The sequence below is a fragment of the Paraburkholderia flagellata genome, from assembly GCF_021390645.1.
GTDB classification, from domain to species: Bacteria; Pseudomonadota; Gammaproteobacteria; order Burkholderiales; family Burkholderiaceae; genus Paraburkholderia; species Paraburkholderia flagellata.
In genome coordinates, this window is sequence record NZ_JAJEJT010000003.1 from 1 (window position 1) to 26,576 (window position 26,576).

General features: G+C 61.8%; 24 protein-coding genes and 1 pseudogene. 13 read left to right on the forward strand and 12 right to left on the reverse strand.

Translation table 11 applies throughout. From position 1 onward, the window contains the following. Positions 1–228 (reverse strand): annotated as a pseudogene (locus tag L0U83_RS23685) (sugar O-acetyltransferase); the annotation flags it as partial. Between the two features lie 38 nt (positions 229–266). Then, positions 267–2,165: a potassium transporter Kup gene (locus L0U83_RS23690; RefSeq protein ID WP_233886624.1), complete on the reverse strand. Its 1,899-nt coding sequence runs from the start codon at positions 2,163–2,165 to the stop codon at positions 267–269. 348 nt (positions 2,166–2,513) lie between these two features. Here L0U83_RS23690 and L0U83_RS23695 point away from each other — a divergent pair, with 348 nt between their 5' ends. Next, complete coding sequence (locus L0U83_RS23695) at positions 2,514–3,788, forward strand: NRAMP family divalent metal transporter (RefSeq protein ID WP_233886625.1); 1,275 nt, start codon at positions 2,514–2,516, stop codon at positions 3,786–3,788. Here the strand turns inward: L0U83_RS23695 and L0U83_RS23700 are convergent. After that, positions 3,774–3,938, reverse strand: a complete 165-nt coding sequence (locus L0U83_RS23700; protein WP_233886626.1) for a hypothetical protein — start codon at positions 3,936–3,938, stop codon at positions 3,774–3,776. The two genes, L0U83_RS23695 and L0U83_RS23700, sit on opposite strands and share 15 nt — an antisense overlap. 358 nt (positions 3,939–4,296) lie before the next feature. Between L0U83_RS23700 and L0U83_RS23705 the strand changes: the two genes are divergently transcribed. Continuing rightward, complete coding sequence (locus L0U83_RS23705) at positions 4,297–4,509, forward strand: hypothetical protein (RefSeq protein WP_233886627.1); 213 nt, start codon at positions 4,297–4,299, stop codon at positions 4,507–4,509. Between the two features lie 51 nt (positions 4,510–4,560). Here the strand turns inward: L0U83_RS23705 and L0U83_RS23710 are convergent, their stop codons facing one another. Continuing rightward, positions 4,561–5,457 (reverse strand): LysR substrate-binding domain-containing protein, encoded by an 897-nt coding sequence (locus L0U83_RS23710; RefSeq protein WP_233886628.1) that lies wholly within the window; start codon positions 5,455–5,457, stop codon positions 4,561–4,563. Between the two features lie 123 nt (positions 5,458–5,580). On the opposite strand from L0U83_RS23710, the gene L0U83_RS23715 reads away from it, so the two are divergent. Together L0U83_RS23715 and L0U83_RS23720 are read left to right on the forward strand one after the other, a co-directional pair. Then, positions 5,581–6,684, forward strand: a complete 1,104-nt coding sequence (locus L0U83_RS23715; protein WP_233886629.1) for a M14 family metallopeptidase — start codon at positions 5,581–5,583, stop codon at positions 6,682–6,684. 173 nt (positions 6,685–6,857) lie between these two features. Continuing rightward, complete coding sequence (locus L0U83_RS23720) at positions 6,858–8,057, forward strand: porin (protein ID WP_233886630.1); 1,200 nt, start codon at positions 6,858–6,860, stop codon at positions 8,055–8,057. Positions 8,058–8,118: 61 nt separating this feature from the next. Here the strand turns inward: L0U83_RS23720 and L0U83_RS23725 are convergent, their stop codons facing one another. Further along, positions 8,119–9,591 carry an MFS transporter gene (locus L0U83_RS23725; RefSeq protein WP_233886631.1) on the reverse strand — a complete coding sequence of 491 codons (1,473 nt, stop codon included), beginning with the start codon at positions 9,589–9,591 and terminating at the stop codon, positions 8,119–8,121. A 145-nt stretch (positions 9,592–9,736) separates the two neighbouring features. Between L0U83_RS23725 and L0U83_RS23730 the strand changes: the two genes are divergently transcribed. Beyond that, a complete protein-coding gene (locus L0U83_RS23730) occupies positions 9,737–10,615 on the forward strand; it encodes a LysR family transcriptional regulator (RefSeq protein WP_233886632.1) in 879 nt (292 codons plus the stop codon). A 30-nt stretch (positions 10,616–10,645) separates the two neighbouring features. Here the strand turns inward: L0U83_RS23730 and L0U83_RS23735 are convergent, their stop codons facing one another. The 3 genes from L0U83_RS23735 to L0U83_RS23745 form a co-directional block, all read right to left on the reverse strand. Then, positions 10,646–12,772, reverse strand: a complete 2,127-nt coding sequence (locus tag L0U83_RS23735; RefSeq protein WP_233886633.1) for a D-(-)-3-hydroxybutyrate oligomer hydrolase — start codon at positions 12,770–12,772, stop codon at positions 10,646–10,648. Between the two features lie 234 nt (positions 12,773–13,006). Further along, entirely contained in the window at positions 13,007–14,107 is a 1,101-nt protein-coding gene (locus L0U83_RS23740; RefSeq protein WP_233886634.1) for a TAXI family TRAP transporter solute-binding subunit, read from the reverse strand. A 60-nt stretch (positions 14,108–14,167) separates the two neighbouring features. After that, complete coding sequence (locus L0U83_RS23745; RefSeq protein ID WP_233886635.1) at positions 14,168–15,367, reverse strand: zinc ribbon domain-containing protein; 1,200 nt, start codon at positions 15,365–15,367, stop codon at positions 14,168–14,170. An 860-nt stretch (positions 15,368–16,227) separates the two neighbouring features. On the opposite strand from L0U83_RS23745, the gene L0U83_RS23750 reads away from it, so the two are divergent. The 4 genes from L0U83_RS23750 (at position 16,228) to L0U83_RS23765 (ending at position 19,974) form a co-directional block, all read left to right on the forward strand. Then, positions 16,228–18,051: a S10 family serine carboxypeptidase-like protein gene (locus tag L0U83_RS23750; RefSeq protein WP_233886636.1), complete on the forward strand. Its 1,824-nt coding sequence runs from the start codon at positions 16,228–16,230 to the stop codon at positions 18,049–18,051. Between the two features lie 85 nt (positions 18,052–18,136). After that, the gene (locus tag L0U83_RS23755; protein WP_233886637.1) at positions 18,137–18,535 is read left to right on the forward strand and encodes a 2-oxoglutarate dehydrogenase; all 399 of its coding nucleotides are present in this window, start codon (positions 18,137–18,139) and stop codon (positions 18,533–18,535) included. Further along, positions 18,532–19,191 carry a hypothetical protein gene (locus tag L0U83_RS23760; RefSeq protein WP_233886638.1) on the forward strand — a complete coding sequence of 220 codons (660 nt, stop codon included), beginning with the start codon at positions 18,532–18,534 and terminating at the stop codon, positions 19,189–19,191. Before L0U83_RS23755 ends, L0U83_RS23760 begins: the two co-directional genes overlap by 4 nt. A gap of 213 nt (positions 19,192–19,404) precedes the next feature. Continuing rightward, the gene (locus tag L0U83_RS23765; protein WP_233886639.1) at positions 19,405–19,974 is read left to right on the forward strand and encodes a hypothetical protein; all 570 of its coding nucleotides are present in this window, start codon (positions 19,405–19,407) and stop codon (positions 19,972–19,974) included. 108 nt (positions 19,975–20,082) lie between these two features. Here the strand turns inward: L0U83_RS23765 and L0U83_RS23770 are convergent, their stop codons facing one another. Together L0U83_RS23770 and L0U83_RS23775 are read right to left on the reverse strand one after the other, a co-directional pair. After that, entirely contained in the window at positions 20,083–20,556 is a 474-nt protein-coding gene (locus L0U83_RS23770; RefSeq protein ID WP_233886640.1) for a YMGG-like glycine zipper-containing protein, read from the reverse strand. Positions 20,557–20,662: 106 nt separating this feature from the next. Next, positions 20,663–20,896 (reverse strand): hypothetical protein, encoded by a 234-nt coding sequence (locus tag L0U83_RS23775; RefSeq protein WP_233886641.1) that lies wholly within the window; start codon positions 20,894–20,896, stop codon positions 20,663–20,665. On the opposite strand from L0U83_RS23775, the gene L0U83_RS23780 reads away from it, so the two are divergent. After that, positions 20,895–21,128, forward strand: coding sequence for a hypothetical protein (locus L0U83_RS23780; RefSeq protein WP_233886642.1), 234 nt, complete (start codon positions 20,895–20,897; stop codon positions 21,126–21,128). The two genes, L0U83_RS23775 and L0U83_RS23780, sit on opposite strands and share 2 nt — an antisense overlap. 102 nt (positions 21,129–21,230) lie before the next feature. On the opposite strand, the gene L0U83_RS23785 is transcribed toward L0U83_RS23780, so the two are convergent. Continuing rightward, positions 21,231–21,449, reverse strand: a complete 219-nt coding sequence (locus L0U83_RS23785; RefSeq protein ID WP_233887949.1) for a hypothetical protein — start codon at positions 21,447–21,449, stop codon at positions 21,231–21,233. Then, entirely contained in the window at positions 21,433–21,726 is a 294-nt protein-coding gene (locus L0U83_RS23790) for a BON domain-containing protein (protein WP_233886643.1), read from the reverse strand. The genes L0U83_RS23785 and L0U83_RS23790 overlap by 17 nt, the downstream gene beginning before the upstream one ends. A gap of 855 nt (positions 21,727–22,581) precedes the next feature. Between L0U83_RS23790 and L0U83_RS23795 the strand changes: the two genes are divergently transcribed. The 3 genes from L0U83_RS23795 (at position 22,582) to L0U83_RS23805 (ending at position 26,476) form a co-directional block, all read left to right on the forward strand. After that, entirely contained in the window at positions 22,582–23,733 is a 1,152-nt protein-coding gene (locus L0U83_RS23795) for a porin (RefSeq protein WP_233886644.1), read from the forward strand. A 217-nt stretch (positions 23,734–23,950) separates the two neighbouring features. Next, positions 23,951–25,042, forward strand: coding sequence for a LacI family DNA-binding transcriptional regulator (locus L0U83_RS23800; RefSeq protein ID WP_233886645.1), 1,092 nt, complete (start codon positions 23,951–23,953; stop codon positions 25,040–25,042). A gap of 186 nt (positions 25,043–25,228) precedes the next feature. Then, positions 25,229–26,476 carry an ABC transporter substrate-binding protein gene (locus L0U83_RS23805; RefSeq protein ID WP_233886646.1) on the forward strand — a complete coding sequence of 416 codons (1,248 nt, stop codon included), beginning with the start codon at positions 25,229–25,231 and terminating at the stop codon, positions 26,474–26,476. The last annotated feature ends 100 nt before the right edge of the window (positions 26,477–26,576 follow it).

Consider the following 26,576-nt stretch of genomic DNA (forward strand, 5'->3'; position numbering starts at 1 on the left):
GCGGATATCGACCCCACCGGTCGTGTAGAACGGCGGAATCAGTAGAACGCTGTCGTCGACCTTCTTGCCAATGAGTTCGCTGAACAAGGCCCGGACTTCATCGGCATCGTTGAAGGTCAACCGGTTCATCGTGGTGGTGATCGCCATCGCGCGTCTGAGGTTTGCGGTCATGGCCGCGGATTCCGGCGTTCGCCTGGGAATTATTATGGTCGGGTCATCATTCGCCATGCGTTGTTTTTCTCCAGTGATACGCCGTATTGGGTGCCTTAGAGATTGATCTGTCCACCCATCTCGACAACCCGGTTCGCGGGCAGGCTGTAATACTCGGCCGCTTGCGCCGCGTTGCGCGCCATGAACGCGAAAAGCTTCTCGCGCCATAACGACATGCCTTTGCTCTGTGCGGTGGCGAGGATCGTGTCGCGGGCCAGGAAGAACGATGTTGCCGCCGGTTCATACTGCCATGAGGGTATCTGCTTCTGCACGAGCAGCAGGAGTGCCGGGACGTTGGGCATTTCCATGAAACCATGGCGCGCCGCGACGGCGTAGCATCCGTGCCCAAGATCGCTAACCGAGACTTTCTCGCTTTCGGGTACGTGCGGAACGTTTTCTGTCGTGCCGGCCAAAAAGATATTGGTCTCGTGCATCACGCCGTTATGCTTGAGATTGTGCATGAACGCGCTCGGCGTCATGCCGGGCACGCCGCCGGGAAACACAGCCGTTCCGCCCACGCGGGGAGGCGGGTGCGATCCATCACACAACGAACGAATGAATGACGGCAGCGGCAGGTTGTCGCTTTTCACGCGCTCGACGACCATTTCCCGCCCGCGATGCCATGTTGTCATGATGGTGAACAGCACGGCGCCCGCCAGCAGAGGAAACCATCCGCCATCGAGGATCTTGCCCGCATTGCTCGCGACGAATATCGCATCCACAACGGCCAGCGGGCCGATCACAGCCGCCGTTGCGAGCGGTTTCCAGTTCCACAGGCAGTGGGTGATGAAATACATGAGCAGCGTCGTCAGCAGCATCGTCGAAGCGACGGCAATGCCATAAGCGGCCGCGAGATTATCGGAAGACCGGAAGAACACGACGAGGAATACGACGGCGGCATAGAGCGATACGTTGATGAATGGCACGTAGACCTGACCCACTTCGTGCGTCGAAGTGTGTACGACAGGAATGCGGGGCAGCAAGCCCAGCTGGACTGCCTGCTTCGTCATGGAAAACGCGCCGGAAATGACGGCCTGCGACGCGATGATCGTTGCCGCCGTTGCCAGCAACACCAGCGGAAGCAGAGCCCAACCCGGTGCCTGAGAAAAGAATGGCTGCGTGAGCGCCGAAGGCGTCGAGAGTACGAGCGCGGCCTGGCCGAAGTAGTTGAGAATGAGACTTGGCAGGACGAGCAGCAGCCACGCGAGCCGGATAGGCGTCTTGCCGAAGTGCCCCATGTCCGCATAGAGCGCTTCGCCTCCCGTCAACGCGAGGAAAACGGAGCCGAGGACGACGAACGCCGTACCGGGTGCGTGCGCAACGAAGCTCAACGCGTAAGACGGCGATGCGCCTCGCAATATGCCAGGGTTGCGTGCGATATGAAAAACGCCGAGTACGGCAAGCGTCAAGAACCATATGATCATGACCGGTCCGAAAACGCTTCCGACCGCGCCTGTGCCGCGTTTTTGCAGCTTGAACAGGCCGGTCAGGATGATGAGTGCAATCGGCACGACCCACGTGGCCAGATGAGGATCCACGAGTTCGACGCCTTCCACCGCCGAGATGACCGAAATCGCCGGTGTGATCATCGAGTCGCCGTAAAACATCGCGGCGCCGAAAACGCCGAGCGTCAGAAGTACAGCGCGTAGCCGCACGGGCGCCACGCGAGCGGCCAGTGCCGTAAGCGCCAGAATGCCGCCTTCGCCGTCATTGTCCGCACGCATGACGAAGCTCACGTACTTGAGCGTCACGACGATGATGATCGACCAGAGGATCAGCGACACGATCCCGAATACGTTGGTCTGGCTAATTCCGCCGGCGGCTTTCAGGCATTCGCGCAACGTGTAGAGCGGGCTGGTTCCGATGTCCCCGAAAACCACGCCTATGGCACCCAGAATAAGGGCGGGAGGGACGTCTGTCGTTTGAGTGGAAGAACGCGCGGGTATAGAGGCCATGGGTAAGGGAAATGAAATTCAACGACCCTCGGGTCGGGGCGTGGAGTGGGAACGTCGGGCCTGGTCTCGCGGCTGGTGCGGGCAACGCGGCGTCACGAAGGCTGTGATCGGGAGACAGGTGTCTCGTCTGCAACATCCTCCTGATTCGCGTGGGCGTCCGGTTGCCTGAGATTCCATATGCCCCAGATTGCCATCAGAAGGCCCCCACCAAAGCCGCAACCCAAAAGGAGCCAGGTCATCGTCATGTCATATCCCCGAAGTGTGGTCGAAGGCGCTGCGGGACAGCGCGCTCTGACTCGCACGCTACAATCGCTCGTCAGATACTACAGGCGCATCCTTTCAGAACGCATGACCCGTCTCCCGACGCTCAAGGAAACCGCTTCGCGAGGACTGCGCCGGCTCGCCCTATGGGGCCCTGGGCTCCTCGTGATGCTTGCCGACTGCGACGCCGGAAACGTCGTTGCGGCCGCACAGGCCGGCGCGCAAACGGGGCTGCGGCTCTTGCCCGTGCTGCTTGCGCTCGTCCCGCTGCTTTACATGGTTCAGGAGTTGACTGTGCGCCTCGGCATTTTCACCGGGCGAGGCTATGGCGAACTCATCCGCTCGCGCTTCGGACCAGTTTGGGCGGCGCTGGCCGCGGCCGGACTCGTCGTGGCTGTGCTGGGGTCGCTCGTGACGGAGTTCACTGGCGTTGCTGGCGTGGGGGAAATGTATGGCGTATCGCGCTCCATCACGTTGCCGCTCGCCGTCATTCTGTTGACAGGCATCGTGCTCACCGGCTCGCACAAGCGCGTGGACCGGATCGCCATTGCCATCGGCGCATTCGACCTGACGTTTTTCGCCGTCGCATGGAGCGCGCGCCACAATCTTCGGGTCATGGTTCCGCAGATGACTCACCTGGCAACCGGTGGCCACGAAGCCGGCTATCTGGCCGCAGCCCTCATTGGCGCGACGTTCAATCCGTGGATGGTGTTCTATCAGCAGGCCGCGGTCGCGGACAGCCTCACAGCGAAGGACTTCACATCGGCGAGGGTCGAGACGGCGGTCGGCGCGGTTCTCACGCAGTTGCTCACGGCAGCGGTGCTCGTCGCTGCGGCCGCGACGTTATCGGCGCATGGTGAGCCTCGCTCGCTCGACAGCATTGGCGAAATCAGCAACGCGCTCGTTGCCGTAACGGGCCCGTTTGCGGGCCGCCTGCTATTCGGCGCGGGCGTGCTCGGTGCGGCGCTGGTGGCGGCCATCGTGAGTTCTCTCGCGCTGGCATGGGGGCTCGGCGATGTGTTCGGGTACAGGGCGTCGCTCGAGGACCGTCCCGACCGTGCGCCCTGGTTCTATGGCGCGTATGCGCTGGCCGTTGCAGGCAGTGCGTGGGCTGTCTGGCTCGCGCCCGACCTCGTTTCCCTGAACGTTGCGGCGCAGGTGGTCAACACGCTGATGTTGCCGCTCGTGTTGGGGTTGCTTGTCGCGCTCAGTGTCACTGCGCTGCCACAACGGTATCGGCCTCGCGGGGTTTATCTGTGGCTCGTTGTTTTCGTGGGGGCGGTCGTGTGTGCAATGGGTGCCTGGGGCGCTGTGCAGGGTCTGCGTCCTTCACCTGCGGCGACAGGCTCACAGATCCTTTAATAATGCGAAATAGACGGCGGCAAACACAAGGACAATGCCGATGTTCACGGCCAGCCGTAGCCAGAAAAGATGCTTGAGGAAAATAAAATCCACGCCGACGACAACGGCAATCAACAACAGGATGTAAATCGCAACATAGACGTTTCTCATCACTTCAATCGCCTGGCAAAAGATCCCGGTTGCCAACTACCAGAAGTCAGGATACGCCTGGTTCCCGCGCCTCCGCCCATCGCGAACGTTTCCATTCATTTGGCCGCCTGGTGCGGCGCATCAGCCAACGGTGCCCGACGCTGCCCTGCGCGTGTTTCCCGGTTTCCGAAATTGTGTTGCTATCTTGCTGAAATTGATATTGTGAAAGGCTTTTCTGTCTATAGTTAAAGTGCTTTCTCAAGCACTTGATGCGGCGCGGTAAGAATTGCGCCATGCATCAAGCGCGCCGGTTTGCGCAGGTTTTTTCGCCACTTTTGGTGAAACGGCCGCAAAACCAACCGATGTCTGGGAGGACCAGATGAGACGCACGAAGACGCAGTCACTGCGTTATCAGGTCGAAAAATGGCTCGCACCCACCGCGCCGGTGCATGTCACCGCGTTTGGCCATACCCCCTCGGGCAGGGCACGCTATGTGTGCGTGGAGACGCGCCAGACAACGGGATTTCACGCGCTGTTCTTCTTTCAGCACGACGACGGCTACTGGAATGTGTTTCCACCCGTGGGTGAATAGGCGCTGTAACGCGGATAATATGATTAGGTATCCAATGTAACCGCAAGCGCTTCACTGAATGGCCGCTTCCTCGACGCAGGCGAGAAAGCACGCTGCCGCCGTGGTGAGCGGACGCTCCCGCCTTTGCACGACGTAGACGTCCATGTCGGGAAACTGCTCGTGGATCTTCAGTTCGCGGATCCTGCGGCGCTTCATCTCGAGCTGGAACGTCGGCAGCGTGGCCACGCAAATCACATCGGTCTTCGCGATCAAGGCGACGGACGGCGCCAATGCCTGGCAGCGCATGATCCTGCTGGGTGCGGACAGCCCGAGCGAGTGGAAGTAGGCGCTGAACCCCTTGTCGATTTCGTCGCCGGGCTCGCAAGGCACGAGCCATTCCGCTGCGTGCAGCATCGACATCGAGCGAGCCTGCGCGAGCGGATGGCCCTGGCGCGCCACGACCAGCAACGGCATCGACATGATTTTCCGATGCTCGACGAAATCGGGCCATTGCGTGTCCGCGACAGCCGTGATGACCGCGAAGTCGGTGTCTCCGTCGCGCAGCGCATTGAGCGCGGCGGGCAGCGCCAATTCGCGCACGGTCACGGAGGTATCGGGATTCTGTGCGCGAAACTGCCCAAACGCCTGGGGCAGCAACGCGCAGGCAACGGCCGATGACGCGGACACGGCGACCTCGCCGCCAGCGCCATTGAGCATGGCCGACATTTCTTCATGAATGTGCCGCACGTCGTTGACCAGCATGCGTGCGCGGCGCTGAAACACGACGCCATATTCGGTGAGCGCAATGCCGTTGACCGAACGCACGACGAGCGGTACGCCCAGCGTCCGTTCCAGTTCGCGGATCGTGACCGTGACGGCGGGTTGCGTCAAACGCAGTGCGCGCGCGGCGCCATGCAAGCTGCCCTGCTCGGCGACACTCAGGAATACCCGCAATTGACGAAGTTTCATTCTGCTCCAGGGGATAAAAAAGCGTTATCAAGGCGGTTTTTTTATTGCCTTGTGCGCCGGTGCGTTAGTCATGATCATTGTGGCCGAACGCACGCCTCGCGTGCATCTCATCGGGGTCACTGCATGGTAATAAAAAAATATTTCTCCGCTTCCTTTGCGCAGGCGCGCGAGCGATTCACGCAGGCGGCACGCGCTGGCGGGTTCGAACTGAAGCAGGCCGTGCACCCAACGGCTGCCGGCCCCGATGGCGGGTGCCTGTCAATCGATCTCGCGGTCCACGGACCTGCCGGCGCTCGGTCGTTGCTCATCATCACTTCGGGCACGCATGGGGTTGAGGGTTTCTGTGGATCGGGTTGTCAGGTTGGGTTGCTCGAGGACGCGGCCTTCCTTGCCGACGCGAAACGGCGCGGCGTCGCGCTGTTGATGATTCACGGCGTCAATCCGTACGGATTCGCGCATCTGCGCCGGGTGAACGAAGACAACGTCGATCTGAATCGCAATAGCGCGGACTATTCGGCGCTCGCCGATTCAAATTCTGGGTACGTAGCGCTCGATCCCTTGCTGTTGCCGCAGGTTTGGCCGCCCGACACGGCCAATCAGGCCGCTCTCGGGGCTTACATCCAGACGCACGGCGAAGAGGCGTTGCGCAATACGGTGTCGAAGGGACAGTACGCGGTACCGGACGGCATGTTCTACGGCGGCGCGCACACGAGCTGGAGCACGCGGGCCGTCCACGCGATCCTGCACGCGCACGCAAGCGACTATCGGCGACTCGCGTGGATCGATCTCCATACGGGACTGGGCCCATACGGTCACGGTGAAAAGATCTTCATGAGCACCGATTGCTCCGAACTGGAAAGAGCGCGCCGTTGGTGGGGCAACGATGTGAAGCCGATCCATGAACCGGGTTCGATTTCGGCCGACGTGCAAGGCCCGATCATCACGTTTTTGTACGACGAATTCCCGGACGTCGAAAAGACGACGCTAGGCCTCGAATTCGGCACTTACGAGCCCTTGCAGGTGTTGCAGGCGTTGCGCGCCGATCACTGGCTTCATCGTCATCCGGAATGCGAGGCCGCCACTGCCGCGCAGATCCGGCAAAACCTGAAGGATGCGTTCTTCTGCGACAACGACGAATGGAAGGGGCTGGTTTTCGGGCAGATGCGCGTCGTCGCCTCGCAGGCCGTCGCCGGGCTCTGCGAAAGTCATTCGGACGTAACCGTCTAGGGACGTCGCCAGCTTCCGTTCAAAAGCGTAGCGGGGACATGAAGCATCGGGATTTCATCGAAGCGTGAACGATAGATGTTATGGAATCCGAAATGTATGTAACGGAATAATCATCAGCAAGACAACACATAACTATTTTAAAAACCATCTCTAAAGACAGGAGACTCACGAAGATGGCGAAGCAACGGAAATGGCCACTTAAGGCATCTGTGGCCGCCGCGGCGCTCTGTGCGGCCAGCGCGGCGTATGCGGACGGGAGCGTGACGCTGTATGGCATCGCCGATGTCGGCATGATGTATCTGAGTCATTCGACACCGGAATTCAATGGCAGCACGGGCACGGGCCACGTGTTCCAGCTCACGAACTCGGGCTATTCGCCTTCGCTCTGGGGTTTGACAGGAAAAGAGGATTTGGGCGGCGGCCTCAAGGCGGAATTCAAGCTCGAAAGCGGTATCGATCTCGCCAATGGCGGCTTCGATAACCCGGGCGGCAACAACGGGCTGTTCAACCGTATCGCCGAGGTCGGTTTGTCGGGCGGCTTCGGTACGGTCATGGCCGGCCTGCAGATCTCGCCATTCTTCAACATCATTTACACGCTCGACCCGCGCGGTGCCGGAGAATTCGGCAGCATTCTCACGCCCGTCAGCGAAAACAGTCTGATCGCGGCTGTCTTCATGCCCAATGCGGTGTCGTATACGTCGCCCGACATAGGCGGGTTCCAGGCGGCGGGCCTGTTCGCGCTCGGCGGCGTCGCCGGTTCCTTCCAGACTGGCCGTGCATGGTCGGTCAGCGCTCGCTACACCAACGGCACTTTCCTCGCCGCGGCGGCGTACATCAGCACCAACAACGCAGCCGACAGCGCGCTCGCGAGCATTGGCCAGCTTTATCCAATCAACGTGCGCGCTTATACCGCCGGGATGAGCTACAAATTCGGCGGACTGATTGCCAAGGCGGCGTTCGCCAATTTCAAGGCAAACAGCGTGCCCGTCTCGGTGAATCCGTCGCTGATGTATTCGACCAATACGAGCGTGAACATCTATAGCGGCGGTTTCGATTATTTCCCGCTGCCGTATCTCGATCTGAATGCCGGCGTGTACTACCAGCAGGATCGCGTGAACTCCGGCGGTCATTCGGTGATGGGCGCGATCGGCTCGCAATTCTTCCTGTCGAAGCGCACGTCACTGTATGCGCAGGTCGGCCTCGTGAATAACACTTGCGCGCACAACGGTGTCTGCCTGGGTTCGGGTCTGACGGTGGACAGCGGCGGTAGCGGAGTGGGCGGGCTGCAAGGTCTCGGATTGGCTGCGGAAGGCCTGGGTTTGCCGCCGGGCACGACGGTCGGCGCCAACGTCGGCATTCGCACGACCTTCTGATCGGAGCAACCGCCAGGATGACGCGCGGATCGACTTTCGATCCAGAGGATTCCAGAGCAAATTACCGTGTGCCCGGACCGTTTTCATGGGTGCGTCGATGCAGCGGTCCGAGCGCGGTCGAGAGTAGCGCGCAAGGCAGCAGGATCGCGGCGAGCACGAACATCGTGGTCCTGAACGCCTGAGCGTAGTCGAGCGCGCCGGGCGCCGCGCCGAGCTTCGAGAAGAACAGGCCGCCTAGCGTGGCCGCGCCAACGGCGGCGCCGATCTGCAGCGTTGCCGTGACCATGCCCGAGGCGATACCCGCGCGCTCGGGCTCGACTTCGGCAAGCACGATGCGCACGACAGAGGGCAGAACGAGCCCCTGGCCGATGCCAATCGCCGCAAGTCCCAGATAGAACCCGGCGCCGGGTTCGGCCACGCCCGCGAGCGCTGCCGCAATGGCGAGCCCGCCCGCGAGCAGCACGAAGCCCAGCGTCAGCACGCGGTAGCCGCCGAAGCGGTGCACGAGGCGCGGCATCAGCAACGGGCTCGAAAGAAAGCCGAGGCCGAACGGCAGGATCGCGAGTCCCGATGCGAGCGGCGTCCAGTGCAGGCCGCCTTGCAGATAGATGCCGTAGGTCAGGAAAAACGCGCTCATCGTATAGAAGAGGAACGCCAGCACGAGGCCAAGCGCGATGACCGGATTGCGGAAGAGGCGTACGTCGAGCAGGGGATCTTTGCCGTTGACGAGGCTGCGCCATTCCACGCGCAACAGCAGGCCCAGCATGGGCAGCGAGCCGATGAGGCAGGCGAGCATCCACAACGGCCAGCCGGACTCGCGCCCGCGCGTGAGCGGATAAACGAGCATCAGCAGAAACAGCGAAAGCAGCAGGGTGCCCGGTACGTCGATGCGCTTGCCGCGCGGCGGCCGGCTTTCCGGTATGAAGCGCCAACTGCCAATGAGCGCGAACACGCCGATCGGCAGGTTGACGAGAAAGATCGCGCGCCAGCCCAGACCGAACGGGTGCAGGCTGATGAGCGCGCCGCCGCCAAGCTGGCCGATCACTGCCGCAACGCCGAAAACGAATGCATAAAGGCCCATTACGCGCACCTGCTCGTGCGGCGTGAACACGCTGCGGATGGTGGCGAGCACCTGCGGCGCGAGGGTCGCGGCGAACAGGCCCTGCAAGATGCGCCCGGCAACGAGCGCCGTGCCGCTGGTGGCGAGGCCGCAGAACGTGGAGGCGACGACGAAACCCGCCATGCCGATCATGAAGATGCGCTTGCGGCCGTACAGGTCGCCGAGGCGCCCGCCGGTGATCAGCATCACTGCGTTCGCGCACGCGTAGGCCGAGACGACCAGTTGGAGTTCCGATGCGTTCGCCCCGAGTCCGTCGCGGATGGCGGGCAGCGCCAGGTTCACGATGAAGTAGTCGAGCGGCGGCAGGATGGCGCCCACCAGCAAAACGACCAATGCCCAGCCGTGATGGCTGCGGCCCGCATCGGCGGCCGCGCGGGGCGCCGCGGGGCAGACGGCGTACGTATTGTCAGACATGAGTGTGCTCAGTGAAAAAGGGTCGGACTGCTCCGCCGGGCGCGCAGCCTCGCTATCGAACCGACATTCTGACGACACTCGAAGGTCCGGAAAAGCGGGAATAAGTGGTACCATCCATCGAGTTATTCGATGGATGGGGAATGGCATGCGCGGTTTCGAATTCGACCAGTTGAAGACGTTCGCGGCCGTGGCGAACGTGGGCAGCCTTTCGGCGGCGGCACCGTTGCTGCATCTTTCGCAATCCACGATCAGCGAGCAGGTGCGCAAGCTCGAGGTGCGCGCGGGCGTCCCGCTTTTCCTGCGCAGCAAGCGCGGCGTCGAGCTCACGCCTGCGGGCGTGCGGCTGCTGGAGCACGCGCGGCGCCTCGTGGCGCTCAACGAAGCCGCGTTCGACGAAGTGCGCGGCCAGGCCATCAAGGGAGAGTTGCGCGTCGCGATTACCGAGTACTTCCGCACCAACGAGGTGGCGGGTCTGCTGGTGCGTCTGCGCGACTGCTATCCGCAACTGAGCTTGCACGTGAGCGCGATGAAGAGCGCCGACATCGAGGTCGCGTATGCGAAGCGGCAGATCGATCTCGGCGTGGTCATGCACCTGTCGAGCGGCCCGTTCCGGCCCGCCGCCACCGACGCGGATACGCGCTGGGAGTTGCTGCGCGAGCCACTCTACTGGGTCGCGTCGCCCGCGCTCGTAGAACAGTTGCCGCAAGCGCTGCCGCTCGTGCTGCTGCCGGGCGACTGCATGATGCACCAGGTCGCGGTGCGGTCTCTCGAAGAAAACGACATACCGTACGTGCTCGTTCACAGCGCGTCGGGCGTGGCCGGGCTGCAGTCCATGCTCGCAGCCGGTCTCGGTGTGGGATGCCTGTGCGCATCCGCAATTGGGGAGGGCCTCGTACGTCTCGGCCCGAAGCATCGGCTGCCGGCCTTGCCCGACGCCGTGTTCTCGCTCATGCCACCGCATCCCGGCGAAGGGGACACCGTGACGCAGGCGAGGGAAGTGCTGGCGCGGCAACTGCTGGTGTGAGGCGCTTGCCGCGCCAACTTCCTTCGCACCTCAATGCGGCACGTTCACGACGCCATCGTCAGCGCGAATCGCATTGCTGCCGGGATTGTCCACGATGGCCGGCAGGTTCGCGAGGCCGAGCGGCGGCGCGGCGCCCGGACTGCCGCCGCGCGGGATCGTGCGGATGACCTGCGACGGCGGCAGCGGCGTGCCGTTCTTCAGGTGACTCCACATCAGATTGAGCGCTGCGATGTTGTAGTAGTGAACCGGCACGAAGCGCGTATCGAAGCCCGGCACGGCGAGGAAGGCATCGAAGTGCTGCCCGTTCATCACCTCGTAAAGCGACACGCGGCTGCGCGAGCCTTCTCGTTCGCTGTTTGCGGCGAGATACGCGCGCGAAGCATGGTTGATCGGCACGAGCGCATCGCTGCGGCCTTGCACGATGATCGCGGGCTTGCCGTGCAGGTTCGCATTGACGCTGATCGCCTGGACGCTTTGGTGCATGCGCGGATTTTCCTTCGTCCACAACGCACGCAGGCAGGCCGCGCCCGCGAAGCTGGCATCCGGCGTGGCGAGCCGGTGGTCGGCGCCGCCCGGCGGCGTGACGTTATAGACGAGATTGATGCCATTGGTCGGCGGCACGCCGTTACCGACGCCGAAGATCGTGAGCATCGGCGAGACGGCGGGCGCAACGCCCGCAGCGCCCGTCGCAGCGTTCGTCGTGCCGAAGTTGAAGCCGCACAGGTTGTCCAGCACGCTCGACCTCGTGTAGGCATCGGCGTAAGTCACCGCGACGGCAGGCACGGCTTGCGAATCCCACATCGGCGCCTGTAGCAGATCGGAGTCCGCTTCATAGCCCGCTTCGTGCAGGCGTGCGAGCGCATCGTTTGCCTGCGCTTGCGTATCGCCGCCGTGTATGTAGCCTGCCGACGCGAGCGACGTGCAGCGTGCCTGGCGAATCGCGGTCGTGGTCGCAACGGGCAGCGCTGTGAGATAGGGCGCGCCAGCGGCGGCGTCAGCGAGCGCGGCGCAGGGTTGCAGCAGATTCGCAAGCGTCATGTAGTCGGCCAGCGGTTTGCCGGCCGCGGCAATACGCTGTCCGCCTTCCCTGACTTGCGCGTCGCCGGGCATCCGCACGTTGATCTGCGGCTCACCAACGACGACAGCCGTGATCCACTTGCCCGTGTCCTGTTCGGCCGCCGCGAGCGACGCGCCGCCGCCGTTGCTCACGGAAGCCGCGATCGTCGTGATGTCTCCGGGCGCGTAGCGCACGCCGTGATTCGATGCATCGACGCGCGGCGCGAACTGCTGGTTGAGCACCCAGTATGCGAACTGGACTGCCTCGAGGGTGTCCTTGCCCCAGTCTGCTTCAGGGTTCAACTGGGAATGCGCATGCTTGAACGCGTAGCGGTTCGGAAACTTCTGGTTGTAGGCGGCGAGCGCTCCCGCAGGCGCGTTCGCGGTGAAGAGGCTCGTGCGTCCCGCCGTCGCGGCGTCGGCCGTGCGGCCATCGATCAACGTAACGAGACCGCTCATCAGTTCTTCTGCGCCGTTGCCGGTGCCCTTGTCGGTATAGGCAACCGCGCAGCCCCGCTTGAGTCCCCACTCGCCGGCCGCGGAAATCGCGCCATACACGCCGCGCGAGCCAGACGACGTGGCGGTCACGATGCACGGGTTCGCCGGATCGAAACTGGTTGGCACCTGCACGAGCAGGCTGACGTTCTGGCGGCCGCTGCCGTCGTCGGCAAACGCGAGATATTCGGTGCCGGCAATTTTTCCTTCGCCCAGTGTGTCGTTGCCGTACAGATCGACATTGGGCCCCCAGAAGCGGCCATAGCCGCCGTTCGCACTGATGTCGACGAGCGCGCGATAGTTCGACCAGATCGCAAGCCTGCGCAGTTCCGCTGCCGTCGGGGCCGCGGGATTCGCGATGGTCGGCTGCCCACCGGCGAGCCCGGTCTTGCCGAGGCCGGCGGTCAGCAGATCGTCGCTGACGCCATCGTAGCTGGTGGTTTGCAGGCTGCTCGCCACCACGAATGGCGGCAGTCTGTTCAATGCTGTGTGACTGGCGTTGTCGCCGGCAGCGTGCGCGCCAGGCACGAGCGCCGCGCTTGCCATTGCGATCGCGGCACTGAACCGCGCCGTTTTACGCCGGACTGCGAACGGAGTATCTCTCATGGGTGTTTCCTTGTTTGTTGTTAGGGTAGGACGCACTGCATCGGGAAGACCGTCTCGAGGTGCCGGCATCGCGGCACCCATGGACATTAGGACATCCTGAAAGCAGATACCAGGAGAGATTGCATGCGCGCGCAAGGGGACCCGCTTCCACGTCGTGCTGACGTTGGAAGGCTGGACTTGCGCGCCGATTACGCGTTTCGCGGATCGCGTTCCCGTGGGGGATGACTGGCGGGGTTATTTGCAAAGCAGGAGCAAGCGCTCCTGATCCGAGCATGGCCGCCCATCGGCTCTTTGCGCGGGTGCGGGGCCTTGCGCCGTCGCCGGTGCCTTTGTGGTCTGCGCCGCGGCGCGATGGGCGAAACAGGCCTTCAGGCGTCGCTCGACGGGCTGATAGTATTGCCAGCCTTTGCCGAGGCCGGGTAGCTCGAGTTTCACCTGCTTCCACTTCGGATGGCCGTGCTCCTGCAGGTTGTCGAAGTTCTCGCAGAGCGAGTCGGCAAAGCGCTTCAGGTTGCCGACCGTATCGCGCAGGTTGTAGTCGTACGTGACGAGAAAGGCCTTGACCGTCCAGGTCGGCACGTCTTCTTTCAGCCAGTTCGGGTAGCTCGAAACGTGAATCGTCGCGGGATAATAGGTTTGCTTCGCGCGCGCCGTTTCTGGCGCGTTTGGATCGACGCGCAGGAAGCGGATCTGCTGCAGCAGTTCGGGGTTCATGTCGGTAAAGAGCTTGGCGGGTTGCCCGGCGACGACGATCGCCACATCGATCTTCTTGACGATGAGCGCGGCCAGCGCGTCTTCGTTGCTCAGGTGCTGCGCGTTCTGATCAGGAATGGTCTGGCCGAACATGAGGCGGTAGAGCGTCGTTGCCGACTGCGCGGTGCCGCTGCCGATCAGGCCGACGCTGATCACCTTGTCCTTGATCTCGTTGATCGTCTTCATCGGCGAGTCGTTACGCACAACAAAGTAAATCTCCTCGTCATAGAGCGGCATGATGAGCCGCAGCGGCCGTATCAGCGTGCCGGCCTCTTCGTTGCCGGAATTGGCCATGTCGACGTAGGCCTGGTAGACGTCGGACTGCACGAGCGCGAGCTTCACGCCCGGCTCGAAACGCATGCGCTGCACGTTTTCCGCCGAGCCTTTCGAGGGAATCACTTCGAGGTCGATGCCCGCCGGCGGCGCTACCCATTTCGCCAGGTCCTGGCCGATCTGAATGTACGTGCCGCGCTCTGGGCCAGTCACGATCCGGTAGTGCGCGTCTGCCTCGGCGGCGACTGCGAGCGCCGAGAAAAGCAAGGCGATCAGCGCCGCCACTCCCGCTAGTATCGTTTTCAACATGGTCTCTCTCCCGCCCTGTTTGTGATGTACGGCTGACTTCGTTATGTTCCGGAATCCTTCTCAATGCGTGGCGCCTTGTGGCGCAGGGTGCGTCCAGCCGTTTTGCACGATCGCCCGCGCCTGTGCGTCGGGGCTGTTGTCGTCGCTGGCGGGACTGGCGGGCGTCGCCGCGTTCGTCCCATTCGCCGCATTCGTTGCATTCGTTGCATTCGTTGCGTTCGTCGCCTTGGCCGCGTTCGTTGCATTCGTCGCACGCGGCAGTGGCGGCGGCGATGAGTTCGCGTTCCAATCCTCCGACGACGGCAGTCGTACGGTGTTAGCCGCGCGCGGCATGGGTGCTGCGGCGTTCGCTTGCGGGGCGCCATTGGGCGGGTTGAGCGGTTTCCACGCGTTCGATACGATCGCGCGCTGCATCAACGATTGCGCGGCTTGACTGCTCGAATCAATCGCGAGCGCGTCCGAAGCCTGTTGCTGCACGCAGGCCCAGTCACGCTGCGCGGCACAGCTGTCCGCGCTTTGCAACGCACTATCGCGCCGTTGCTCGCGCGCCGCGATATCGCCTTGCAGCGCGTGTGCCTCCTCGTTCTCCGCGTCGCGCGCGAGCACGGCATTGACCGCTGCCTTCGCGTCGAACAGGTTGCTTTGCGTAAGGCTGTTACGCGCCAATCGCAATCCGTTGGGCACATCCGTGAATGGCGGCGCAGCCTGCACATTCGGCGGAGGCGATTGAGGCTCGGCGGTGGTCACTGTGTGTGCAGCAGCGGGCGTTTCATCCGTCTGTTGCACAGGCGAGTGGGTCGAAACCGAGCCGCCCGAAGAATGCAGCGTCGCTTCGCTGGCCGTGCCCTCCCGCTGGCGGTTCGTACCGAGCAGCAGATACGTACCGTACGCGAACGCAAGAATCAATGCGATGACGAACAAACCCCTGGGAAAGATCCACGGCCTCATCTGCGAAAACGGCAAGCTGTGCGCGAAATGTATGGCGGGCTGCGCGGAGTGAGGGTAGCCAGGGTTTAGCGGTGGTCCATCGGCTGCGGGCACGCCTGCCGGCGCAATCTTCGCGGCTGCGGGTGCAGGGGGCGCCGCCGCAGTCGCACCGAGGGGTGTCAGCGTGGCTTTCGGAGGGGTGCCTGGCAAAACTTTGTCGAGCGGATAATCCGCGCCGCAGTAAGGGCAGAATTCGAAGTTCTCGTACAGCAACCCGCCGCAACGCTTGCACGCGGAGGGGAAAGTATGGTCGCGACCAATCTGAGCGGACATGATGTCGTCCCACCGTTATGGCGATGCCATTTCGGCATGCTCAGAATCGCCGTTGAAGCGAAGCGCGACGCCTCGCGGAACTCACGATCTGCATGCGCAGGAAGGCGGCTGGGCCGGACCGAGCGCAGCCACGTAAAGAAAATATGGTTGATTTCCCACAGCGCGTCAATCTCCGTTGTTGCCTGGCGCACATATGCGTGGTGGGTTCATCCTGGTGAAGATTGAGTTGCGGAACTTTTTACCGCGCGCTCACGTTTTGAGTGCGTGCTGCTTTTATTTACAAGGCTAGCGAATTGACCGAGCGTGCTTCTTTACGGTCCTGCACCGAGAGAGAAGTATGGCCCCAATTGAACACGCCGCCCGGCGGCCGCCAACCACGGATTGCAATCATTCAGAAAAACTCAAACTGCGCGGCATTGTCGAGCCCGCAATTCGCCATTCGATCACGGTCGCGTTGCAGCGAGATCGCGCATCGCCGACACGCATGCATCCGTGCGTTTCGTGCTTGATGGAATTGCTGCGTGCGCAACGAATCAGCACGCATAGGTTCCGAAACTATCCCTTGACAAAGTACGGCGGCGCCTCCTATTTTTCCTCTGCCATCCTTCATTACAAAATATTTCCAGCGAAATCATGTCGGCGAAACTCAATGTTTTCGCCTCATGCTCTATGGATTATTTAGCTATCCATATTAAATAAATAACGTTCAAATTGAATCGACTTTGTCAGGAATGGAAAGTTAAATGTCAGCCGCTGCATACCGGTAATTGCATTTGAATTTCGATGCCTTTTTCAAGGCATCATTTCCGGAGAAGGCGGCCCCCGCGTAGTGCGGCGTCATCATTCGAAGGGGTATAACAATGCATCCGGACAGTAGACCCAGTGTGGGTTGTAGCCGTAGTCGGAGCCAGCTACGCCATGCAGGCGCAATCGCTATTGGCGTGCTGATGCTTGCGGGTTGCGGCGGCGGCGATAGCAGCCCGTCCTCGTCTGCCGCGAGCGCGCTGAACCAGGTTTCGGCAAGCGCGAAGGCAGCCGCGCAAACGCCAAATTCATCGAACGCAAACCAGCCCTACACGGACCCGATCGCGTACTCGCCAAATGCCAACGATGGCCTTGCCGCGTCGCAGGTCGCCGAAAAAGCGGCGATCATGCATTACCAGTGGACCTCGGGCAAAACGACCGTCAACTACACGACGACAACCGGCCATTTGACCGCTTCTGACGCGAACGGCAATCCGGAAGCGACGATGTCATACGTCGCCTATACCGCGCCGAGCACGAACGGCTCGCCGCGGCCGGTGACGTTCATCTATAACGGTGGGCCGGGTTCGTCATCGATCTGGTTGCGTCTCGGCTCGTTTGCGCCAACGCGTGTCGCCACTCCCGATCCGCTGCTCACCAACTGGCCGAACTTTCCGCTCGTCAACAATGCAGAGAGCCTGATCGACACCACGGACATGGTGTTCATCGACCCGCCGGGCACGGGGCTTTCGGAGGCCATCCTGCCGAACACGAACCAGAAGTTCTGGGGCTGCGATCCAGACGTGGACGTGATGCGCGATTTCATCAAGCGCTATCTGGCGGTGAATAATCGCAGCAGCTCGCCGATCTATCTCTACGGCGAATCGTATGGCACGCCGCGCACCGACATGCTGGCGCTCGCGCTCGAAGCGGCGGGCGTGCAACTGACCGGCATCGTGCTTCAGTCTGCAATCCTGAACTACTTTGCCGACGCGATCGAGGCGACGGCCATCACGGATTCGACGGCAGGCTTGCAGCTCGACACCGATACGCTCGCGGGCTATTACCCTGGCTACGCCGAGGTGGCCGCCTACTTCAATCTGGTTTCGCCGCCTTTGATCGATCAAGGGCTCTTTGCGCTGCAGTCGGAGATCTTCGCGACAGGCCAGTACCAGCATTTCAGGAAATACGCGCAATCTTGGGTGCTGAGTCAACTCGGCATTCCCGACGCGCTCGGCAAGCCGGTCTTTCCGCCCGAGAAAACGCTGGATTCGTGGCGTTGGCCTTCGAGCCTCTCGTTGCAGGCGCTCAATGGCTACTTCAACGTGAATCCCTTCAATAACGAACTGATCCCGGGCACGACGATCGGGCGTTACGACGGGCGTGTGTCGTTGCCGGATTCGGATCCGCGCTTGCAGAGCGACGGCGACCCATCGGATATCCTCATCTCGCAGCCGTTCACGACAGCACTCGCGACGCAGATGCCGGACTATCTCGGCTACACGGCGCCGAATGCGACGTACATGCCGCTGAACGACAATATCATCGGGGTCTGGGACTTCTCGCACGACGGCCAGCCACTGCCCGATACGCTGCCCGACCTGCTCGGCGCGATCCAGCTCAATCCGCAACTCAAGGTGCTCTCGGAGAACGGCTATCACGATCTGGCTACGCCGTTCTTCAATACCGAGAAGCAGCTTGCGCGCCTGCAAACGGTGGCCGGTTTGAGCCCGAACCTGCAGGTCAACTTCTTCCAGGGCGGCCATATGATTTATCTGGACGACGTCGCACGCCCGAAGATGAAGGCCGATCTCGTGAGCTACTATGGTGGTCGACCCATACCATTGGCGCTTTCGCTCTGGACGCTTCCGCAGCCGTGGCCCGACGAGAATCCCGCGGGCACGCCGACTTCCACGGCAGTCGCGGCAGCGGGCCAATAACGTCGCAGGTCGGGGTTGCCGTCGAGCATCGATAATCGATATTCGATTGGAGGCCCCGCTCCTCACTCATTGAAGGCGAGCGATCATGTCTATATTCAAAAAGCTGTGGTGCATTACGCCGCTCATGATTTGCGCGGTTGCCGCGGTCACTTCGGCCAACGCCAAGGCTGCAACGCAGGCCGTGGCGCCCGTTCAACTCCCGAAGGGCGGCCACGGTGTGGATGGCCCATTTTTCCCGTCGAATCGGCCAACGCCGCTCACGCCCTCCACGGGTACGCAATTGCAGCAGCAGGCACAACAGCGAGTGGCGGCTCGACTGGGCGCGAACTCGGCGTTGAGCAACGGTGCTTCGATCACGAAAGCACAGGCGCAAAGCAGCGGGCTGGGGTATATCGCGCAGCACTTCGATCAGATCGACACGGCGCATACAGGCCGTGTGTCGATGAGCGACGTGCAGCAATATCTGAAGAAGCAGGGCCAATGAAGGCAGATGCGCGTCGCGCCGCAGCGATCGGCGTCGTGTGCGTGCTGGCGGCGGGGCCGGGCGCCCCGTCCAGTTTCGCACTCGACGCCGCTTCCGTTTTGTTGCCTCAGGAAGCGCCGCAGTACAAGGTGGGGGACAACTGGACTTTCGAGCGGTCCGACCCATTGTCCGGTAAGAGTCGAACTTTCACGCAAACCGTGACGTCCGTCCACGCAGACGGCAGCGCATCGCTTCTGATCGGCCCTGGCGGCGGGCGCCTGGAACTCACCTCCGAAGCCAACGTGATCCCCACTGGCGCCGACGCGCACGCCTGCGGAATCGCCCTGCATTTTCCGCTGCGGGCCGGCGAGCGCTATGAGGCGGACTGCATGGCGACCGCCCCTTCAGGCATGAGGGTGCAGCGCCGAGCCCAATGTGAAGTGGACGGCGTGGAGACGGTCCAAACAAAGGCGGGCGCATTCTCCGCGATCAAGATCACGATGAGCGGTGTCTGGCAGCCGCAGTATGGCCCGGGCGGCGGCCCGATGGAGGAGACGCTCTGGTATGCCCCGAGCGTCAAACGCGTGGTGCGTGAAGCGTTTCAAGGGCGTCTCGCCGGCAGGGGCGCGCCCGCGACGAACGCCATCGAACTAGTGCATTACACGGTGAAGCCGTAACACCCTTGCACGTTTCTCGTGCAATTTGTCTGCGCACGAAATCTCCTTTTGGCTTGCTCTCTCCATCAATTGATGGAGGCGAGAGTGCGCGCGGTTCCATAGGCTTAGGAAGCGGAGCGCTTACCGGCACATGTCGGGGCCTCTGCCGACGAGTGCTTTGGCCCGCTGCGCGTTTTGAGGCCCGGCGCCTGACACGGTGACAAGGAGATGACCATGAAGATCAAGCATTCACGAATTTTGCCCGTAACAGCCTTCGCACTTCTCTCTCTCAGTAGCGCTGCACAAGCCGGCGGTCTTTGCTCGAACGCAACGCTAAGTGGACCTTACGGATTTCACGGTCACGGGGAAATTCTCGGCTTGCTGGACGGCAATAACAAGCTGCACCCGTTTACCTCACCGTTGACGCTCGATGACGTCGCCGTGGTGACGTTCGACGGCAAAGGTAAATTCACACGGACCGACTTCGGCATGATCAATGGCTTGCCCAAAGGCGGGCAGACCGCGTTCAATCCCTACCAGAGCGGCACCTACACAGTGAATTCCGATTGCACCGGCATCATGAAAGTGGTTTATGGCAGTGGCGGCCCGGTGGCGGCCGGTGTGGAGACCGACCTGCAAATCGTGGTTTCTGACGACGGTACGCTCATCGAATCCGTTGTCTACAGAGCGTATTCGCCGTCGTCTGGGCCCACCGCCGATGGCACGACGTGCCCGCCCAATTGCGATCAAGGTGTGCAAGAACAATTCGAGGGGAAGAAAGTTCTCGTTTATGGATTCCGCTAAGCGAACGACTCGTTTTCAGAAAGGCCACTTTGCACGTTTTGGTTTTGTGCAACGTGGGCCTTTCATTGTCGCGCTTCTTCGCTTCTGTGCCTTCGATATCGTCAGCGCTTAGCGCACCGAGTAGCCCCGGCCCTGCATGCAAGCATCCCACGCCTGGTGATAGCTTGCGAGCGCCTGTTGCTGCGCTGACTCCATCTGTGCGTTCTGCGCCTCGGCGGCACGCTCATCGCGCCGGTGCGCAACGCCGCCGGCAACCGTGCCAGCCACGGCGCCGACGGCGGCGCCGTGACCTGCGTTGCCACCGATCGCACCAGCGGCTGCGCCGATGGCCGCGCCTCCGGCGGCCCCCCGGACGCGCTGTCCGTTCTGCGCTTGAGCTTGCGGCGCAGCGTTTGCAACTACAGCCGGGTCAATGCCCGTTTTCTGTTTTGCCCACGCATAGCAAGCACCCTCATCAGCGCTTTGCTGTTGAGCGCTTTGACCTTTCGACGGATACACGACGGTTTGCTGGGCACGAACCGGAAGTGCCGATGCCGCGATCAGAATTGCGGCAGGAATAAGTGCGATGCGATTGACTCTCATGGAACTCTTCTCATAGTGACGTGGATAAGCCGGCAGAGAATATCCTGTGAGCGTTCGATAGCGTAGGTGGATGAGTCAAGAAGCACTACGTTCTCGTTGATACATGTCAACGGAACTTGAGTCGAGCGGCGAGATTGCGGGGCGCGGCTGTATTTAATTTATTTACTTTTGCATAAACAGAAAGATGGCATGGGGCAGAAATTCCGCTGCCCGCCAAACTCAGTGACGATATTGATTTGAAAATAGCAAGCAAGGTGTATGCGCACTTGCGCACGGCAGCGGCTGGGCCAATGGTACGCTTGGGCTTCTCGAGATCACGCGGTTGGAGATTGCCCATCATGAAGCGTTTGTGCTGCGCAACGTGCTTCGCTTTCCTTGTTGCCGGTTGTGCTTCATCGCCGCCGCCCGCTGCCGACACGGACACCTACATACTGCACACGCCCGATGGCGCGAAGCCCGGAGCGCCCGCCTCGAAGCCGCCACGGCTCACCGTGGGCGTTAGCGATCCCGACACGCAACTGATTCTTCCGTGGTTCCTCAACGACATCATCAACTTCGTGAACTACCGCTAGTTTTCGCTCTTTCTGCGGGTGCCCAGGTAAAAGCCTTGCTAAAGCCTGAAAGGACGATCGCAAGAAGGGTGCCAGTACGCCAAGGATGCTGCGCGGCAGCGGTTACCCGCTCATCCTCGCGCCCAGGAGGACCCGGACGTGATTGCCGTGTTTCTGCAGCAGACCGACTATGGGCGCGGCGGCTGGATCAAACGGATCAAAAATGCCAAACCTGCCATTACGCGGCGCGATCAATAAATAAAGAGCGGCGCGCGGACGATACAGGCCGCGTCCGCGCGCGGCGTTCCGTTCAATCTCACCGGCTTCAGCGGCCACGCGCAAGCCAACTGTCCACCGATTGCACGCCCGGCACGGAAGCCGCAGTGCGTTCGGCCAGCGCGACCTGTTCGTGCTCGGGTACGAATCCGAGCAGCGTGACCGTGCCTCCCCGGGCAAACACAAATACATGAGAATTGCTCACGCCGTTGCGCGCGAGACTGACCCGGACGTCGTGTGCGAGTTGCGAGTCGCTTGCTCCCGAGTCGGTTTGCGCCTGAACGACCGGCACCATGGCGCTGGAAATCAGTAATGCGAGCGTGGAAGTGATGATGGCTTTCACGATACCTCCTTGCAGTGTGGCAGAAGTGCCGGTCAACTCCGGCAGCAAGCCTTTCGGCCCGCTTCAATGCCGGGCCGCGGAAGTCTGAGGGCAGACCATCTCGCGCGGCGCGCGGCACTGTGGTCACCGCAAAGGCGCGCCGAGGTTTTTGCCAGCCGGGCGAGGAACGGCAACGCCGCTGTCCGGCGAAAGTTATGCTGGTGCGTGCTGCTGCATTGCGTTCGGACGGGACGTCGCGCGCGCGACGTGGCGGGGAACAGCAGGAGTCGAGGCGCGGGGGGGCGCGATCGTATGAAGCCGGAAAGCCCGCGGGATTCATGCACAGTCCCGCGCTGAGCGTGTTTACCGGCAAGTCCCAACTCGTAGCCCGGCAGGGTATACCTTGATCATAGGCGCTATCGCCCACGCGTGCTGGTGACAGCGCTGTCAAGCCCCTGCAGGAAAGCTCCCGACGCTACGGGCAAGAATTTTCGTATCGCCGTTGCAACTTCACAACATCGAGGCGCGGCGTTTGAAAGCGCTGTCAAGCGTAACTTGGCCGATGTAGCACGGGTGTTCGGTACATTTCCCGCACCGCGCATATTTTCCCCTACGACCGCAAATGGATTTGCGACGCTTGTGACCATAACGGAATGGTCACAAAGCAGGGGCCTACTCCGGGACCTGGCGGCATGCAACTGTTATCGGTAACAGAGTTTTCCCTAACCTGCCGGGTCGATACACGGAGCAGGGGCGTCCCTATAATCGCCTCGAAATGTGATTCGGGACATTTCAGTGAGGCAGCCTGGTAGGTAACGTGTTGAGCGCACGCGACCTGCGCGGTTTGGAGACGCTAAAATATATATAGGATAGCTAATGAAAAGGAAGCTTATTGCTTTGTCGGTGATGGCAGCTGCAACGACGATGGCGCACGCGCAGAGCAGCGTCACGCTGTATGGTCGTATCGACAACGGCGTGCAGTATGAAACCGGCCTGCCGGGCGGTAACAAGTTCTCGGCACAGAGCGGCGACTGGGGTTGCTCCTGGTTCGGCCTGCTGGGTTCGGAAGATCTCGGTGGCGGCACGAAGGCTGTCTTCCAGCTGGAAGGCCAGCTGAATACGATGACGGGCGCTTCGGCGGGCAACCTGTTTGGCCGTCACGCCACGGTGGGCTTCTCGAACGATCGCTTCGGTCTGTTCAAGGTGGGTAATCTCGGCGCTGGCGAACTTTCGCAGGACAGCTGGGGCGCCGACCCGCAGTTGATGCAGCGTTACGCCATCTCGACGCTGGTGCGCGGCCGTAACTGGGCGAGCACGACCAACGGCGCCGAATATGACTCGCCTACGCTGTTCGGCGGTCTCGTGTTCAAGGGCCAGTATTCGCTGACCAACAACACGAGCTGGAACTCGGCGCCGGTCAATGCACAAGGCGTGCCGACTGGCCAGGGCCGTACGAACGCGGTTGAAGGTATCTACACGTGGGGCAGCGGCGATTTTCGCGTGATCTATGACGAAGTCCGCGGCGCAAACGGTTCGTTCAACAACGTGTATTCGGCGTCGCGCTCGATTCTTGTTGGCGGCACGTACGTGCTCGGTCCTGTCAAGCTGTACGCGGGCTACCAGCACTTGAGCGCACCGGACGCCACCGACGCAAGCATGGGCGTGTCCGGCACGCAGCCGGCTGGCGTGAGCGCGCCGACGGCGGTGAACCACGAGTGGATCGGTGCTGGCTGGCAGGTGAACGACGCTTCGGCGATCACCGCTGCAGTGTTCCATGCGAACGCGAACAACGGCAACGGCAATGCCACGCTGTTCACGCTCGGCACGACGTACAACCTCTCGAAGCGCACGTTCCTGTACGCGGAAGCCGGCTACGTTCACAACAGCTCGACGTCGAACATCAACCTCGGCAACGGTCCGTACGGCAACAACAACTTCGACGCGGCGACGGGCACGTCGTCGAACGACAACCCGAACTACGGCCACAGCCAGACCGGCGTGTTCACGGGCATCATGCACATGTTCTGATTTGACTTTGTTTGACCTGTAGTTGTTGTGATCTCTTTGTGTCAGGTATTGCTTAATTCTCTTTCATAGAGAGGCCGGTGCGATCTCTCCTCCACCCTGGTCGCACCGGCTGCTTTTTCTACGCTTTGTTGTTTCAGTTAATCCCTTCGAATTCGTATCGGGAATCGCTTTTCTCAGTGTTTGAAAGCGCTTTCACGGAAATGTTCAGGCGGAACTCATGACCGATGGCACCAACGAAGCACCCGGCGCGCCCAGTGTCCCCAGTGGTCCCAATGCGGGTCCCAATGTGACGCTGGAAGAAATCGCGCGCGCAGCCGGTGTTTCTCCGAGTACGGTGTCGCGCATCCTGAACGGCACCGCACGTGTACTTCCCGAAAAACAGCGCGCGGTGGAAGAGGCGATCGCGCGGTTCAACTATCGGCCAAATGTGCTGGCGCGCAGTCTTGCGAGCGGCCGGACCGAAACCATCGGCGTACTGACGCAGGCCGTGTCGAGCCCGTTTTACGCCGAGTGGCTGCGCGGGATCGAAGAGGCGCTTTCCGAGCCAGGCTTCACGCCGATTTTCGTGAGCAGCCGCTGGAATGTCGTCGACGAAAAGGCTCGCCTCGAAGAATTCGTCGCACGCCGCGTGGACGGCATCATTTTGCTGCACGCACAACTCGACGAGCCGACGCTCACCGAATATTCGCGCTACGCACCCATGCTCGTGCTGGGGCGCTCGGTGCAAAACGGCATGGCGCTAGCCGGCCTGCCGATCGACAACCTGCAGGGCGCTCGCGACGCGACGAGCCATCTGATCGAGCAGGGCCACCGCGAGATCGCGTTTATTGCTGGCCCGAGCAATCACGAGGACGCGATCGAGCGTCTCGAAGGCTACCGCATCGCACTGGAAGAAGCAGGCATCGGCTTCGACGCCGATCTGGTCGAGCAGGGCGATTACCTCGAAACAGGTGGAGTCGCGGCGATGGAGCGGTTGCTGGCGCGCCGGCCGTCGCTGAGTGCGGTGTTCTGCGCGAACGACCAGACCGCGTACGGTGCGCGTCTTGCGATGTTTCGCCGCGGCGTGCGCGTGCCCGAAGACGTATCGCTGGTCGGCTTCGACGATCTGCCTACATCTTCGTATATGACGCCGCCTTTGACGACGGTCAGGCAGCCGACCTATGAAATCGGCCGACTCGCGGCGCAAGGCATCGTGCAGATGATCCGCAAGCAGCCCATTGCGCTGAGCCCGATTCCGCTCACGCTCGTGACGCGCGAAACGACGCGTCGCATAGGGCCTTCGTTGAACAAGGGAAACACACATGCGTGAGGTTCGCGATCACGCTTGTGTCCCTGGCGGGCCGTTTTTTTAGTTTTACAGTGAAAGCGCTTTCAAACAACAGCGCAAGGTGAAAAGTTCATCAAGCACTGCGAAGCAATACAACAGGGGAAGTAGTTCGTAGCAGCAGGGGAGCATCTGAACGTCACTCACAAACGTTTCATCAGGAGACATGTAATGGATTTCCGTTTTTCAGGCACTGCCGCCGCCGTTTTGCTCAGCCTGGCTACAGTGGCTGCGCATGCCAACACCACGCTGACCGTCGCGGTGTTTCCGAAGCTCGACCAGGAGATCAAGGACGCGATTCCCGCGTGGAAGAAGCTGCATCCGGACGTCGACATCAAGGTGACGTCGCTCGCGATCGGCGATCACCACAACGCGATGACCACCGCGCTCGCAACCAGTTCGGACCTGCCCGATGTGATGGCCGTGGAAGTCGGCTTCATTGGCCGCTTCGCGGCAGGCGGCGGTCTCGAAGACCTGGCCAAGCCGCCTTATAGCGCGGGTCAGTACAAGAGCCAGTTCATCAACTACACGTTCGCGCAGGCCACCACGCAGGACGGCCAGATTGTCGGCATGCCGGGCGATATCGGCCCCGGCACGCTGTTCTACCGCAAGGACATTCTCGACAAGGCCGGCGTGACCGAAGCCGATCTGACGAAGTCTTGGGACTCGTATCTCGCGGCAGGCCAGAAGATCAAGAAGACGACGGGTGCGTACCTGATGGCGTCGTCGCGCGATATCGAAGACATCTATATTCGCGCGGACCTGAAGGAAGGCGATGGCGTGTACTTCGACAAGGCCGGCAATCCGGTCGTGACGTCGCCGCGCTTCGTGAAGGCGTTCGAGCTTGCGAAGAAAGCCCGTGATCTCGGCCTCGACGCGAAGATCACGCCGTGGTCGAACGAATGGGCCGAAAGCTTCAAGCGCGGCACGGTCGCGACGCAAATGATGGGCGCCTGGCTTGGCGGCCACCTCTCGTCTTGGATCGCACCGGACACGAAGGGTCTCTGGCGCGCGACGAATCTGCCTGGCGGCGCTTATGCGTCGTTCGGCGGCACGTTCTGGTCGATTCCGGCGAAGGCCACGCAAAAGCCGTTGTCGTGGGAGTTCATCAAGTTCCTGACGACGCGCACGGACGAGCAGCTCGCTTCGTTCCGCTCGATCGACGCCTTCCCGGCACTGCTTTCCGCACAGCACGACGACTTCTTTGCGCAGCCCGTGGCGTTCCTCGGCGACGAGAAAGCGCGTCTGATCTGGCGTGATGCGGCGGCGCATATTCCGGCGATCCAGCGCAGCAAGTACGACCAGGTTGCCGAAGAGGCGGTTCACTCGGCGCTCGACAAGGTGGTCGACAGCAACGAGGACATCCATCAGGCGCTGCAGGAAGCACAGGCTGAGATCACACATCGCGTCCGCCGTTAAGCGGTTTTGACGCAACGGCGCGGCCCCTGGCCGCGCTCTGAAGCCCGCTGCAACAGCGTGGTCGGCCACCGAGGCCGGCCACGCCCGAATGGACGGAACT